The sequence below is a fragment of the Streptomyces sp. NPDC104371 genome, from assembly GCF_055583785.1.
The window spans coordinates 349,734-363,870 of record NZ_JBVJNF010000002.1 but is presented as its reverse complement, the minus strand read 5'-3'; the positions used below and the strand labels follow the sequence as shown (position 1 = coordinate 363,870).

Genomic DNA, 14,137 nt, shown 5'->3' with positions numbered 1-14,137 from the left:
GCGCGGCGATGTGCGCCGCCGCACATGCAACCATCTTCGCTACCCGCCGGTCCTCAACCATATGCACGCGAAGCTAAGGTGTGGGGCTGAGGACGTCCGCGAGACCTGTGGGGAAGCCTGTGCGTGAATACCTGCTGACGCTCTGCATCACGGCCGCGGTGACGTATCTGCTGACAGGGCCGGTACGTAAGTTCGCGATCGTGGCGGGAGCCATGCCGGAGATCCGGGCGCGGGACGTGCACCGGGAACCGACACCCCGGCTCGGCGGTATCGCGATGTTCTTCGGTCTGTGCGCGGGTCTGCTGGTCGCCTCCCATCTGGAGAACCTCAACGAGGTCTTCGCCAAGTCGAACGAGCCCCGGGCACTGCTCTCCGGTGCCGCGCTGATCTGGCTCATCGGTGTGCTGGACGACAAGTTCGAGATCGACGCCCTGATCAAGCTCGGCGGCCAGATGATCGCCGCGGGCGTGATGGTGATGCAGGGTCTGACGATCCTGTGGCTGCCGGTGCCCGGCGTCGGCTCGGTCGCGCTCACCCAGTGGCAGGGCACGCTGCTGACGGTCGCCCTGGTGGTCATCACGATCAACGCGGTCAACTTCGTCGACGGTCTCGACGGACTCGCCGCGGGCATGGTGTGCATCGCGTCGGCCGCGTTCTTCATGTACGCGTACCGGATCTGGTACGGCTACGGGCTGGAGGCCGCCGCCCCCGCGACCCTGTTCGCGGCGATCCTCATGGGCATGTGCCTCGGCTTCCTGCCGCACAACATGCATCCGGCGCGGATCTTCATGGGCGACTCGGGGTCGATGCTCATCGGGCTCGTGCTCGCCGCCGGGGCCATCTCGATCACCGGTCAGGTCGACCCGGACGCGATGAACCTCTTCTCCGGATCCGAGCGCGCCACGGTCCATCAGACCGTCCCGGTCTACATCCCGTTGCTGCTGCCGCTGACGATCATCGCGGTCCCGGCCGCGGACCTCGTCCTCGCGATCGTGCGCCGTACCTGGCGCGGGCAGTCGCCGTTCGCCGCGGACCGCGGGCATCTGCACCACCGGCTCCTGGAGATCGGCCACTCGCACAGCCGGGCTGTGCTGATCATGTACTTCTGGTCGGCGCTCATCGCCTTCGGGACGCTCGCGTACTCCGTCAAGTCGGCGTCCATGTGGATCGTGCTCGGCATCGTGGCACTGAGCGCGGTCGGTCTGGTCCTGCTTCTGCTGCCGCGGTTCCGGCCGCGCGCCCCGCGCTGGGCCGAGGCCGTCGTGCCGCCGCGCTACCGCCGTGCCGCCTCGAAGGCACCGGCCGTCGCGTACGAGGCGGGGGAGGGGCCGGAGCCCGAGGGTTGCCGGACCCCGGTCGTCGCGGGCGTCTCCGGGGTCAACGGGGCCACGGCGATCGGTTCCCGGGCGCGGCTGGACCGCCGCAAGGCCGAGTCCTCGCGCTGACGGAAGCCGTCGGGCGCCGATCGGCAAGGTAAGAATCTGACGAGTGCGTTGCCGAGTCATGGGGGTGCAAAGTGCCCCAATACCAGACAACTCCCTCTCGTATTTGCCCAATAGCGCAGGGTCACACTCATGTGTGACGGCATGCACACCCGGTAGGTAAAGACCGCATCAAATAGTTTGTGATACCGTTCACGAGAACCCCGGGGTAGAGCCAAAGGGTCCCAATACGCTGGGTCCCTCGGGCGCGAGGTCTCCACTCGGCCCGGGACTACGCTCGTCCATGACGACACCCTGCCCCTTTCACTCAGCGGAGTTGCCGCCATGCCGTCTTCTGACGCCCGGAACCTTCTCAAGATCGCTGTACCCACAGTGGCTGTCGGCGTGATCGCCGTCGCCGTCAGTGGTGCGGTCGCGGGGGGCAAGGGTGCGCTCGGTGCGGCCGTCGGTACGGTGCTCGCCGTTCTCTTCATGGGGATCGGTCTCTACGTCCTTCAGTGGACGGCAAAATCGCTTCCGCATCTGTTCCAGGCCATGGGACTGATGCTCTATGTCGCCCAGCTTCTGCTGCTCCTGATCTTCGCGGGCGTCTTCAAGGACACTTCCCTGTTCAACCCGAAGACGTTCGCGGCCGGGCTCGTCGTGGCGACGGTCGTGTGGATGGCGGCGCAGGCGCGTGCGCACATGAAGGCCAAGATCTTCTACATCGAACCGGACTCCGAGAAGCACGAGAAGCCCCAGAAGACGGGCTCCCCGTCGTGAGGGGTAGGGCCGGGATAAAGACGTGTGCGAGATCCTGCTATCGTCCGGTGCCAACTGCGGCATCGCGGGCGAGGGCATCTGAGCTGACGCCTGCTCAATCGCGAGGCTTGATGCCCCACTGCCGCCCCCACATCCGTAACACCAGTCCGGTGCCGTTCCGCGGCTGCGCGCCGCACCGACACAACGAGGTTGCCCAACCCATGCGTCACGCCGAAGGAGCCCGCGGTGAGTGCTGACCAGACCCAGCTCGCCTTTGACTGGAGCTGCCGCATCCTGTCCGACAACGGTTGTGGCTTTCCGGCACCGGGCCTGAACTCCTTCCTCTTCAAGCCCCTGTTCACCGCGGGTGGCTTCGAGTTCAACAAGGTGATGCTGCTCGCGCTCATCACCACCGCCCTGGTCGTGACGTTCTTCGCGCTCGCCTTCGGCAAGGCCAAGGTCGTCCCGGGCAAGCTCCAGCTGATCGCCGAGGCCGGCTACGACTTCGTACGCCGAGGCATCGTCTACGAGACGCTCGGCAAGCGCGAGGGCGAGAAGTACGTCCCGCTCATGGTCTCGCTGTTCTTCTTCGTCTGGATCATGAACATCTGGTCCGTGATCCCGCTGGCCCAGTTCCCGGTCTCCTCGCTGATCGCCTTCCCGACGGTCCTCGCGCTGGTCGTCTACATCACCTGGATCTCGCTGACCTTCAAGCGCCACGGCTTCGTCGGCTTCTTCAAGAACGTCACGGGCTACGACAAGTCGCTCGGTGGCGTGCTGCCGCTCGTCATGGTCATCGAGTTCTTCTCGAACCTGATCGTCCGCCCGTTCACGCACGCGGTGCGACTGTTCGCCAACATGTTCGCGGGTCACCTGATGCTGGTGATGTTCACCGTCGCCTCCTGGTACCTGATGAACAGCTACATGATCCCGGCCGCTGGCGTCTCGTTCGTGATGACCATCGCCATGATCCTCTTCGAGCTCTTCGTGCAGGCCGTCCAGGCGTACGTCTTTGTGCTCCTCGCCTGCTCCTACATTCAGGGCGCTCTCGCCGAGCACCACTGAGTCGAACCACCCGCCCGCACACCTCCTGACGTCCGGTGGCCAACCCCCACCGGTCCATGAAAGAGAAGGAAGAACCGGCATGTCCGCTCTCCAGACCCTCGCCGCCGACGGCGTTCACGGCTCCACCGGCTCCATCGGTTACGGCCTCGCCGCGATCGGCCCCGGCATCGGCGTCGGCATCATCTTCGGTAAGGGCACCGAGGCCCTGGCCCGTCAGCCCGAGGCCGCCGGTCTGATCCGCGCCAACCAGATCCTGGGCTTCGCCTTCTGTGAGGCGCTCGCCCTCATCGGCATCGTTATGCCGTTCGTGTTCGGTCGGTAATCAACTCCTGACCGACACGTATCGACGAAAGGCACTGATGTGATCGCCAACCTGGTTCAGCTGGCGGCTGAGGAGACGGAGCAGAACCCGCTCGTCCCGGCCGGTCCCGAGCTGCTCGTCGGCACCATCGCCTTCGCCATCGTGTTCTTCTTCTTCTGGAAGAAGCTGCTTCCGAACATCAACAAGGTTCTGGACGAGCGGCACAAGGCGATCGAAGGCGGGATCGAAGAGGCCGAGGCCATGAAGGTCGAGGCCCAGAGCGTGCTTGAGCAGTACAAGGCTCAGCTCGCCGAAGCCCGGCACGAGGCCGCGCGGCTGCGCCAGGAGGCGCAGGAGCAGGGTGCCCAGCTCATCGCCGAGATGCGCGAGGAGGGCCAGCGGCAGCGCGAGGAGATCGTCGCCGCCGGTCACACGCAGATCGAGGCCGACCGCAGCGCCGCCGCCCAGCACCTGCGTCAGGACGTCGGCCGCCTGGCCACCGACCTGGCGGGCAAGCTGGTCGGTGAGTCCCTCGAGGACCACGCCCGGCAGAGCCGCGTGATCGACCGCTTCCTCGACGAGCTCGAGGAGAAGGCCGAGGCCGCGCGATGAACGGAGCGAGCCGCGAGGCCCTGGCAGCCGCACGCGAGCGTCTCGACGCGCTGACGGACGCCACGTCCGTGGACGCGGCGCAGCTCGCCGACGAGCTGGCCGCCGTCACCGCGCTGCTCGACCGCGAGGCGTCGCTGCGTCGGGTCCTCACCGACCCGGCGCAGTCCGGCGAGGCCAAGGCGGGGCTGGCCCAGCGCCTGCTGGACGGCCAGGTCAGCGGGGCGACCGCGGACCTGGTGGCCGGCATGGTGCGCACGCGCTGGTCGCAGCCGCGCGACCTGGTGGACGCGACGGAGGAGCTGGCGAACCTCGCCGACCTCACCGCCGCCGAGAAGGCGAACGGGCTCGACGACGTCGAGGACGAACTCTTCCGGTTCGGCCGTATCGCCACCTCGAACACCGGGCTGCGCGCCGCGCTGACCGACCGTGCCGCGACCGCCTCGGCGAAGGGCGAGCTGGTGCGCCGGCTCCTCGGTGGCCGGGCCCACGTGACCACGGAACGTCTGGTGACGCGTCTTGTGACCGCGCCGCGTGGACGTAGCCTGGAAGCGGGAATCGAGTCCCTGTCCAAGCTCGCCGCCGCGCGCCGTGACCGTCTGGTCGCTGTCGTCACCTCGGCGGTGCCGCTCAGCGACACCCAGAAGCGGCGCCTCGGTGCCGCGCTGGCGAAGGTCTACGGCCGCCCGATGCACCTCAACCTCGACGTGGACCCCGCGGTCCTCGGCGGGATGCGGGTGCAGGTCGGTGACGAGGTCATCAACGGTTCCGTCGGGGACCGACTCGAGGACGCCGCCCGCCGCATGGCGAGCTAAGCGCAACTCCATACGCAGTACTACGGCCCGCGTTGGGCCGTGCAGAGGATTCCTGGGGGCCGCCCCCAGACCCCCAAAGAAACTTCGGGCCCAACAAGGAGAGCAGGGAACCCAGATGGCGGAGCTCACGATCCGGCCGGAGGAGATCCGGGACGCGCTGGAGAACTTTGTCCAGTCGTACAAGCCGGACGCGGCCTCGCGCGAGGAGGTCGGTACGGTCACCCTTGCCGGCGACGGCATCGCGAAGGTCGAGGGTCTTCCCTCGGCCATGGCCAACGAACTGCTGAAGTTCGAGGACGGCACCCTCGGCCTCGCCCTCAACCTCGAGGAGCGCGAGATCGGTGCCATCGTCCTCGGTGAGTTCAGCGGCATCGAGGAGGGCCAGCCGGTGCAGCGCACCGGTGAGGTGCTCTCCGTGGCCGTCGGCGAGGGCTACCTCGGCCGCGTCGTCGACCCGCTCGGCAACCCCATCGACGGCCTCGGCGAGATCGAGACCGAGGGCCGCCGCGCCCTCGAACTGCAGGCCCCCACGGTCATGCAGCGCAAGTCGGTGCACGAGCCGATGGAGACGGGCTACAAGGCCGTCGACGCCATGACCCCGATCGGTCGTGGCCAGCGTCAGCTCATCATCGGCGACCGTCAGACGGGTAAGACCGCTCTGGCCGTCGACACGATCATCAACCAGCGTGACAACTGGCGTACCGGCGACCCGAAGAAGCAGGTCCGCTGCATCTACGTCGCCATCGGCCAGAAGGGCTCCACCATCGCGTCGGTCCGCCGCGCGCTGGAGGAGAACGGTGCGCTGGAGTACACGACCATCGTCGCCGCCCCGGCGTCCGACCCGGCCGGCTTCAAGTACCTGGCGCCGTACACCGGTTCGGCCATCGGTCAGCACTGGATGTACCAGGGCAAGCACGTCCTGATCGTCTTCGACGACCTGTCGAAGCAGGCCGACGCCTACCGCGCCGTGTCCCTGCTGCTGCGCCGCCCGCCGGGCCGTGAGGCCTACCCGGGTGACGTCTTCTACCTGCACTCCCGTCTGCTGGAGCGCTGCGCCAAGCTCTCCGACGACATGGGTGCCGGTTCGATGACCGGTCTGCCGATCGTCGAGACCAAGGCCAACGACGTCTCGGCGTTCATCCCGACCAACGTCATCTCCATCACCGACGGCCAGTGCTTCCTGGAGTCCGACCTGTTCAACGCCGGTCAGCGTCCGGCCCTGAACGTCGGTATCTCGGTCTCGCGTGTCGGTGGTTCGGCCCAGCACAAGGCCATGCGCCAGGTGTCCGGCCGACTGCGTGTCGACCTCGCCCAGTTCCGTGAGCTGGAGGCGTTCGCCGCCTTCGGTTCCGACCTGGACGCCGCGTCGAAGTCGCAGCTCGAGCGTGGTCAGCGGATGGTCGAGCTGCTGAAGCAGAACCAGTACCAGCCGATGGCCACCGAGGACCAGGTCGTCTCCGTGTGGGCCGGTACCAACGGCCGTATGGACGATGTGCCGGTCGCCGACATCCGCCGCTTCGAGACGGAGCTGCTGGAGTACCTGCACCGCAAGGAGCAGGGCCTCATGACCTCCATCAAGGAGGGCGCCAAGATGTCGAACGACACGATCCAGGCGATCGACGACGCCGTCTCCGAGTTCAAGAAGCAGTTCGAGACCTCGGACGGCAAGCTGCTCGGCGAGGACGCCCCGGCCGCAGCGGCCAAGTGACGTAAGGAAGGGACCTGACTCATGGGAGCCCAGCTCCGGGTCTACAAGCGTCGCATCCGATCCGTCACCGCGACCAAGAAGATCACCAAGGCGATGGAGATGATCGCCGCCTCGCGCGTCGTCAAGGCGATGCGCAAGGTGTCGGCCTCCTCGCCGTACGCGGAGGAACTGACTCGCGCGGTCACGGCGGTCGGCACGGGTTCGAACACCAAGCACGCGCTGACGACGGAGTCGGACAACCCGACCCGCGCCGCGGTTCTGCTCCTCACGAGCGACCGCGGCCTGGCCGGCGCGTTCAACTCCAACTCCATCAAGGCGGCGGAGCAGCTCACCGAGCGCCTGGAGCGCGAGGGCAAGCAGGTCGACACGTACATCGTCGGCCGCCGCGGTGTCGCGCACTACAACTTCCGTGAGCGCAAGATCGCGGAGTCGTGGACCGGCTTCACCGACGAGCCCTCGTACGCGGACGCCAAGAAGGTCGCGGCCCCGCTGATCGAGGCCATCGAGAAGCCGACGGCAGACGGCGGCGTGGACGAACTCCACATCGTCTACACCGAGTTCGTCTCGATGATGACGCAGTCGGCGATCGACTCGCGGCTGCTTCCGCTGAGCCTCGAAGAGGTCGGTGAGAAGTCGGAGCAGAAGAAGGAGGAGATCCTTCCGCTGTACGACTTCGAGCCGTCGGCAGAGGACGTCCTCGACGCCCTGCTGCCGCGCTACGTGGAGAGCCGGATCTACAACGCGCTGCTCCAGTCAGCCGCTTCGAAGCACGCCGCCACGCGGCGCGCGATGAAGTCGGCCACCGACAACGCGGGCGAGCTGATCAACACGCTCTCCCGTCTTGCCAACGCGGCCCGCCAGGCCGAAATCACCCAGGAAATCAGCGAGATCGTCGGTGGCGCGGGCGCCCTGGCCGACGCGACCGCGGGGAGTGACAAGTAATGACCACCACTGTTGAGACGGCCACGGCGACGGGCCGCGTCGCGCGGGTCATCGGCCCGGTCGTCGACGTGGAGTTCCCCGTCGACGCGATGCCGGACATGTACAACGCGCTGCACGTCCAGGTCGCCGACCCGGCGAACGAGGGCGAGCAGAAGACCCTGACCCTCGAGGTCGCCCAGCACCTGGGCGAGGGCCTGGTCCGTACGATCTCGATGCAGCCCACCGACGGTCTGGTCCGCCAGGCCCCGGTGACCGACACGGGCGCGGCCATCTCCGTCCCCGTCGGTGACTTCACCAAGGGCAAGGTGTTCAACACCCTCGGTGAGGTGCTGAACGTCGACGAGAAGTACGACGGCGAGCGCTGGCCGATCCACCGCAAGGCGCCGAACTTCGACGAGCTCGAGTCGAAGACCGAGATGTTCGAGACCGGCGTCAAGGTCATCGACCTGCTGACCCCGTACGTCAAGGGCGGCAAGATCGGTCTGTTCGGTGGTGCCGGTGTCGGCAAGACGGTGCTCATCCAGGAGATGATCTACCGCGTCGCCAACAACCACGACGGTGTCTCCGTGTTCGCCGGTGTCGGTGAGCGCACCCGTGAGGGCAACGACCTGATCGAGGAGATGTCCGACTCGGGCGTCATCGACAAGACCGCGCTGGTCTTCGGTCAGATGGACGAGCCGCCGGGCACCCGTCTGCGCGTCGCGCTGGCCGGCCTGACCATGGCCGAGTACTTCCGTGACGTCCAGAAGCAGGACGTGCTGTTCTTCATCGACAACATCTTCCGCTTCACGCAGGCCGGTTCCGAGGTGTCGACCCTGCTCGGCCGTATGCCCTCCGCGGTGGGCTACCAGCCGAACCTGGCCGACGAGATGGGTCTCCTCCAGGAGCGCATCACCTCGACCCGTGGTCACTCGATCACCTCGATGCAGGCGATCTACGTCCCCGCGGACGACCTGACCGACCCGGCCCCGGCCACCACGTTCGCCCACCTCGACGCGACGACGGTGCTCTCCCGTCCGATCTCGGAGAAGGGCATCTACCCGGCCGTGGACCCGCTGGACTCCACGTCCCGCATCCTGGACCCGCGCTACATCGCGCAGGATCACTACAACGCCGCCATGCGCGTCAAGACGATCCTGCAGAAGTACAAGGACCTCCAGGACATCATCGCGATCCTCGGTATCGACGAACTCGGCGAAGAGGACAAGCTCGTTGTCCAGCGCGCCCGTCGCGTGGAGCGCTTCCTGTCCCAGAACACCCACGTCGCCAAGCAGTTCACCGGCGTCGACGGTTCGGACGTCCCGCTGGACGAGTCGATCGCGGCCTTCAACGCGATCATCGACGGTGACTTCGACCACTACCCGGAGCAGGCGTTCTTCATGTGCGGTGGTCTTGAGGACCTGAAGAACAACGCGAAGGAGCTGGGCGTCTCCTGACGTCGGGCTCTTGGTAGGTGGGGGACGAGACCGGCGCCGGCCACGGGCCGCGTCCCGTCCCCCTCTCCACGCCACCGCGGGGCCACCCGGCCCCGCACCCCTCGCCACCCGGCGGGGCGGGCCCCGGGCACTTCGGTGTCCTGAGCCCTACTAGACTTACGAACCAACACCCGGCATCACCGCCGGGTGGTGACCCGAGGAGCCACCCTTGGCTGCTGAGCTGCACGTCGAGCTGGTCGCCGCCGACCGCAAGGTCTGGTCCGGTGAGGCCACCCTGGTCGTCGCGCGCACCACGTCCGGCGACATCGGTGTCATGCCCGGTCACCAGCCGCTGCTGGGTGTGCTGGAGTCGGGCCCGGTGACCATCCGTACGAGTGATGGTGCGACCGTCATCGCCGCAGTGCACGGCGGTTTCATCTCGTTCGCGGACGACAAGCTGTCCCTGCTGGCAGAGATCGCCGAGCTGTCGGAAGAGATCGATGTCCAGCGCGCGGAGCGGGCTCTCGAGCGCGCGAAGTCGAAGGCCGATGCCTCGGCCGAGCGTCGCGCGGAGGTCCGACTGCGCGCGGTGAACGCGCACTGAACCCAGCGCGCCGCATGATGTGACTCAGCCGCGGCCGGCCCGGAGCAATCCGGTGCCGGCCGCGGCTGAGGTGAATCCGGGTGTTTTTTCCGTTCCGTTACCTAGGAGACGAGGAGGTCGGTGTCGATGGTCCTCGCCCTGAGTGTGATCGGAGCGGTCCTGGCACTCGTAGTAGTGGGGCTGTTCGTCTTCGGGCTCAGGCGGCGCCTCATCCAGCGCTCCGGCGGCACGTTCGACTGCAGCCTGCGCTGGGACGTCCCGGAGGAGTCCGACACCAGCGGCAAGGGCTGGAGTTACGGGGTCGCCCGCTACAACGGCGACCGCATCGAGTGGTTCCGGGTCTTCTCCTACGCCCCGCGTCCGCGCCGGGTTCTCGAGCGCTCGGCGATCGAGGTGGCCGGGCGTCGTGGCCCGGAGGGCGAGGAGGAGCTGGCGCTGCTCTCCGACGCGGTGATCCTCGCTTGTCAGCACCGGGGTACGCGCCTGGAGTTGGCGATGAGCGAGGACGCGCTGACCGGGTTCCTGGCGTGGCTGGAGGCCGCACCGCCTGGACAGCGGGTGAATGTGGCGTAGGAGCCACATCCACCCGCCGGTGGGGGGTTCCCCCCGTTTCCCCGGGCAGCGCGACCCGGGGAGTATCGGAGTTACGACAGGCCGTTGCTCAGCGCGCCGACCAGTTCGCCGTTGTCGGTGTCACCGCTGAACTCCCAGAAGAACGCGCCGCCCAGACCCTGCGACTTGGCCCACGCCATCTTGGAGTTGATGGTCGCCGGGGTGTCGTAGGACCACCAGTCGCTGCCGCAGCGCGCGTACGCCGTGCCCGCGACGGTGCCGGTGGCCGGACAGGACGTCTTGAGGATCCGGTAGTCCTCGATGCCCTGCTCGTACGTTCCGTGCGCCGGGCCCGTGGCCGTGCCGCCCGGGGCGTCCTGGGTGACCCCGGTCCAGCCGCGGCCGTAGAAGCCGATGCCGAGCAGGAGCTTGTTCGCGGGGACCCCGGCCGCCTTGTACTTGGCGATCGCGTCGGCCGAGTTGAACCCGTCCTGCGGGATGCCGTCGTACGAGGTGAGCGGGGAGTGCGGGGCGGTGGGACCCTGGGCGTCCCAGGCGCCGAAGAAGTCGTACGTCATCACGTTGTACCAGTTGACGTACTGGGCGGCGCCGCCGTAGTCGGCCGCGTCGACCTTGCCGCCCGAGGAGGCGTCCGCGGTGGTGGCCGCGGTGACCAGGGCGTCGTTGCCGAACTTGGCGCGCAGCGCGGCCATGATGTTCTTCAGGGCCGCGGACCCGCTGGTGTCACAGGTGAGTCCGCAGGCGTTCGGGTACTCCCAGTCGATGTCGATGCCGTCGAAGACATCGGCCCAGCGCGCGTCGTGCACCAGGTCGTAGCAGGACTGGGCGAAGGCGGTGGGGTTCTTGGCCGCGTCGCCGAAGCCGCCGGACCAGGTCCAGCCGCCGAAGGACCACAGCACCTTGATGTGCGGATACTTGGCCTTGAGCTGGCGCAACTGGTTGAAGTTGCCGCGCAGCGGCTGGTCCCAGGTGTCGGCGATGCCGCTGACGGACTGGTCGGCGGTGAACGCCTTGTCGTAGTCGGCGTATTCGTCACCGATCGCGCACTTGCCGTTCGTGACGTTGCCGAAGGCGTAGTTGATGTGCGTGATCTTCGTGGCCGAGCCGGACGTCACCAGGTTCTTGACGTTGTAGTTGCGCTCGTAGATGCCCCAGTCGGTGAAGTAGCCCATCTTGACCTTGTCACCGGTGGGCGGGGGAGTGGAGCCGCCGCCGGTGGTGTGCACTGCGACGGCGCCGCTGGCCGGACCGGTCTGGTCGGCGGTGTCACGGGCCTGGACGGTGTACGAGTAGTCGGTCCCGGCGGTCAGCCCGGAGTCGGTGTACGAGGTGGCGGTCACGGTGGCGACCTTGGCGCCGTCCCGCAGGACGTCGTAGTTCTTGATCCCCTTGTCGTCCGTGGCCGCCGTCCAGGAGAGCTTCACCGAGGTGTCGGTGACGGCGGACGCGGTCGGGGTGCCCGGTGCGGAGGGCGGCTCGTCGCCGGGGACGGTCGGGCCGCCGTCGCAACTGCCGCCGTTCAGCGTGCAGTTGGTGGGCGATCCGGTACCTGAGCCGTTGAAGCCGAAGGTGACGGAGGCGCCGGGGGCGATGCCGCCGTTGTAGGACTTGTTCTTGGCCGTCCAGTGGGTGCCGGAGTTCGTCACGTCGGCGTCCCAGGCCGAGGTGACGGACGTGCCGGAGGGGAAGTCCCACTCGATCGTCCAGGAACTGATCGCGCTGGTACCGGAGTTGGTCACCGTCCACGCGCCTTCGAAGCCGGTGCCCCAGTCCTGGGTCTTGGCATACGTGGCGGTGGCCGACGAAGCGGCGTGGGCGGGGTCCGCGAGGCCGACGAGGCCGGCGAGCGGGAGCAGGAGAGTCGCGAAGCCTGCTGCGACCCGGTGTCTGAAGCGCATGGTGCGCCTCCTCGGTTGTCGGGGGCATGACTGAGCGCTGTGCCGGGAGAATAGAAAGGTCTGGACCAGAGGTCAATAGGTCTGGACCAGTGCCGCTTCCGGTGGTGCGCTCGGCTGCTGCTAAACCCCCAACTCCTGGGCCAGTACGGCGGCTTGGACTCGACTGCGTAGCTCAAGCTTGCTGAGAATGCGGCTGACATGCGTCTTGACCGTGGCCTCCGCCATGTCCAGTCGGGCGGCGATCTCGGCGTTGGACAGCCCCTGGCCGAGACAGGACAGCACCTCGCGTTCGCGCCGGGTGAGCCCATCGAGGACCGCGGGGTCGGCGGCCGGTTCCGGTGCGGGCGCGGCGGCGAACTGGGCGATCAGGCGCCGGGTCACGGCGGGGGCGATCGTGCCCTCACCTCGCGCCACCGTCCGTACGGCGGCGATGAGGTCCTTCGCCTCCGCGTTCTTCAGCAGGAACCCGGCGGCGCCCGCGCGCAGCGCGCCGAACACGTACGCGTCCAGGTCGAAGGTGGTGAGCACCAGGACGTCGGCGAGCTGCTCCGCCACCACCTGCCGGGTGGCTGACACGCCGTCAAGCCGCGGCATCTGCACGTCCATCAGGACGACATCCGGACGGAGTTCACGTGCGAGCGCCACCGCCTGCTCGCCGTCCGCCGCCTCCCCGACCACCTCGATGTCGGGCGCGCTGCCGAGGATGAGGACCAGCCCCGCCCGGACGGCGGACTGGTCCTCGGCGACGAGTACACGGATCATGCGGGTTCTCCTTGGCGGGCGGCGTGGGCATCGCGGGCGGCGCGAGCCTCACCGGCTTCGTCGGGGTCGCTGACGCTGCTGAGGTCGCTCAGGGGAAGTACGGCGCGTACGGTCCACCGCGCCCCCTGCGGACCGGCCTCGAAGGCGCCGCCGAGCAGGGCCGCCCGCTCGCGCATCCCGACGAGCCCGGCGCCGGAGCCCGGTGCGCGCGGCCCGCCCCGGTCGCCGTACGGGCTGGTCACCCGCACCTCCAGGGCCTTGTCGTGCTGCGCGAGCCGTACGGTGACCGGTCCGGGGCAGGCGTGCTTGAGGGCGTTGGTCAGGGACTCCTGGACGATCCGGTACGCGGCCAGTTCCACCGGTGCGGGCACCTTCTCGTGCGCCGCGTCGAGCGTGACGTCGAGCCCGTTGGTCCGCGCGCCGTCGACGAGGGCGCCGAGCCCGTCGAGCGTGGGTGTCGCGGCCGGTTCGCTCTCGGCGGGGTCCTTCCGGAGGATGCCGATCAGCCGTCGCATCTCGGCCAGCCCCTCCACGCTGTTCTCGCGGATGACGGCCAGGGCCTGCTGGGAGGTCTGCGGATCGTCGATGGAGAGCGCGGCCGTGGAGTGGATCGCGATCGCGGACAGGTGGTTGGCCACCATGTCGTGCAACTCCCGTGCCATCCGGGCGCGTTCGTCGGTGACGGCCTGGGTGCGGTCCATCTCCGCGAGCAGGGCGGTCTGTTCGGCGCGCAGACGTTCGGCCTCGGCGGTGTCCCGGTGGTGGCGCACCAGCGAGCCGGTCGACGCGGGGACCAGAGCGACCACTCCGACGCCCACCCCGATGAGCAGCGCCTGCGGGACGCGCCAGATCGCGAAAGGGACGACGCTGCCCAGTACCGTGAGCGCGCCCATGCTCCAGGGGAGACGGCGGGCCGTGGCGGCGGTGCCGTACAGGACGGCCGCGTACACCAGGTCGGTGAACATCACCAAGGTCGCGAGGTTGCCCCGGGTGAACAGGTCCATGACGATCGCGAGGGTCCCGATGACCAGGGCCGGCCTCGGCCGCGTACGGCGCAGCAGCTCGCAGCCCGCCGTCACGAGCAGCGGGATCAGGACCGCCCAGTCCTGGTCGAGGAGGCTCATCGGGTCGGCGCGGGTCCGGCTGTGCAGGCCGAGGCTCATCAGGAAGAGGCCGCCGAGGAGTCCGCCCGCGGCGATCAGGACGTCGTCGCGGTGCGGGCGGGGCAAAGATGCGGCCATGGTCCTATCCAACAGGGTGTT

14 protein-coding genes are annotated in these 14,137 nt (G+C 68.2%); 11 read left to right on the top strand and 3 right to left on the bottom strand.

The window, feature by feature from the left end; genetic code table 11:
• Window positions 1-119: 119 nt before the first annotated feature.
• From ACZ60T_RS07475 to ACZ60T_RS07425, 11 genes are all read left to right on the top strand, one after another.
• A complete protein-coding gene (locus ACZ60T_RS07475; RefSeq protein ID WP_365622379.1) occupies window positions 120-1,445 on the top strand; it encodes an MraY family glycosyltransferase in 1,326 nt (441 codons plus the stop codon).
• A 321-nt stretch (window positions 1,446-1,766) separates the two neighbouring features.
• Window positions 1,767-2,204 carry a hypothetical protein gene (locus ACZ60T_RS07470; protein ID WP_365622382.1) on the top strand — a complete coding sequence of 146 codons (438 nt, stop codon included), beginning with the start codon at window positions 1,767-1,769 and terminating at the stop codon, window positions 2,202-2,204.
• A gap of 273 nt (window positions 2,205-2,477) precedes the next feature.
• A complete protein-coding gene (gene atpB / locus ACZ60T_RS07465; protein WP_365623066.1) occupies window positions 2,478-3,248 on the top strand; it encodes a F0F1 ATP synthase subunit A in 771 nt (256 codons plus the stop codon).
• A gap of 79 nt (window positions 3,249-3,327) precedes the next feature.
• Window positions 3,328-3,570 carry an ATP synthase F0 subunit C gene (gene atpE / locus ACZ60T_RS07460; RefSeq protein WP_365622385.1) on the top strand — a complete coding sequence of 81 codons (243 nt, stop codon included), beginning with the start codon at window positions 3,328-3,330 and terminating at the stop codon, window positions 3,568-3,570.
• Window positions 3,571-3,609: 39 nt separating this feature from the next.
• On the top strand, window positions 3,610-4,161 hold the full coding sequence (locus ACZ60T_RS07455) for a F0F1 ATP synthase subunit B (protein WP_365622388.1): 552 nt from the start codon (window positions 3,610-3,612) through the stop codon (window positions 4,159-4,161).
• On the top strand, window positions 4,158-4,973 hold the full coding sequence (locus tag ACZ60T_RS07450) for a F0F1 ATP synthase subunit delta (protein ID WP_365622391.1): 816 nt from the start codon (window positions 4,158-4,160) through the stop codon (window positions 4,971-4,973). The genes ACZ60T_RS07455 and ACZ60T_RS07450 overlap by 4 nt, the downstream gene beginning before the upstream one ends.
• Window positions 4,974-5,088: 115 nt before the next feature.
• The gene (atpA, locus tag ACZ60T_RS07445) at window positions 5,089-6,681 is read left to right on the top strand and encodes a F0F1 ATP synthase subunit alpha (RefSeq protein ID WP_365622394.1); all 1,593 of its coding nucleotides are present in this window, start codon (window positions 5,089-5,091) and stop codon (window positions 6,679-6,681) included.
• Window positions 6,682-6,702: 21 nt separating this feature from the next.
• Window positions 6,703-7,623, top strand: a complete 921-nt coding sequence (locus tag ACZ60T_RS07440; RefSeq protein WP_365622397.1) for a F0F1 ATP synthase subunit gamma — start codon at window positions 6,703-6,705, stop codon at window positions 7,621-7,623.
• Complete coding sequence (atpD, locus tag ACZ60T_RS07435; RefSeq protein ID WP_365622400.1) at window positions 7,623-9,059, top strand: F0F1 ATP synthase subunit beta; 1,437 nt, start codon at window positions 7,623-7,625, stop codon at window positions 9,057-9,059. The genes ACZ60T_RS07440 and atpD overlap by 1 nt, the downstream gene beginning before the upstream one ends.
• Before the next feature lie 208 nt (window positions 9,060-9,267).
• Window positions 9,268-9,642, top strand: a complete 375-nt coding sequence (locus ACZ60T_RS07430) for a F0F1 ATP synthase subunit epsilon (protein WP_252422403.1) — start codon at window positions 9,268-9,270, stop codon at window positions 9,640-9,642.
• Between the two features lie 126 nt (window positions 9,643-9,768).
• Window positions 9,769-10,215, top strand: a complete 447-nt coding sequence (locus ACZ60T_RS07425; RefSeq protein ID WP_469665158.1) for a DUF2550 domain-containing protein — start codon at window positions 9,769-9,771, stop codon at window positions 10,213-10,215.
• Window positions 10,216-10,286: 71 nt separating this feature from the next.
• Here ACZ60T_RS07425 and ACZ60T_RS07420 read toward each other — a convergent pair whose 3' ends face one another.
• From ACZ60T_RS07420 to ACZ60T_RS07410, 3 genes are all read right to left on the bottom strand, one after another.
• Window positions 10,287-12,113 carry a glycosyl hydrolase family 18 protein gene (locus tag ACZ60T_RS07420; protein WP_469665156.1) on the bottom strand — a complete coding sequence of 609 codons (1,827 nt, stop codon included), beginning with the start codon at window positions 12,111-12,113 and terminating at the stop codon, window positions 10,287-10,289.
• 120 nt (window positions 12,114-12,233) lie between these two features.
• Entirely contained in the window at window positions 12,234-12,875 is a 642-nt protein-coding gene (locus ACZ60T_RS07415; RefSeq protein WP_469665155.1) for a response regulator, read from the bottom strand.
• The gene (locus tag ACZ60T_RS07410; RefSeq protein WP_469665153.1) at window positions 12,872-14,116 is read right to left on the bottom strand and encodes a sensor histidine kinase; all 1,245 of its coding nucleotides are present in this window, start codon (window positions 14,114-14,116) and stop codon (window positions 12,872-12,874) included. Before ACZ60T_RS07410 ends, ACZ60T_RS07415 begins: the two co-directional genes overlap by 4 nt.
• Between the last annotated feature and the right edge of the window lie 21 nt (window positions 14,117-14,137).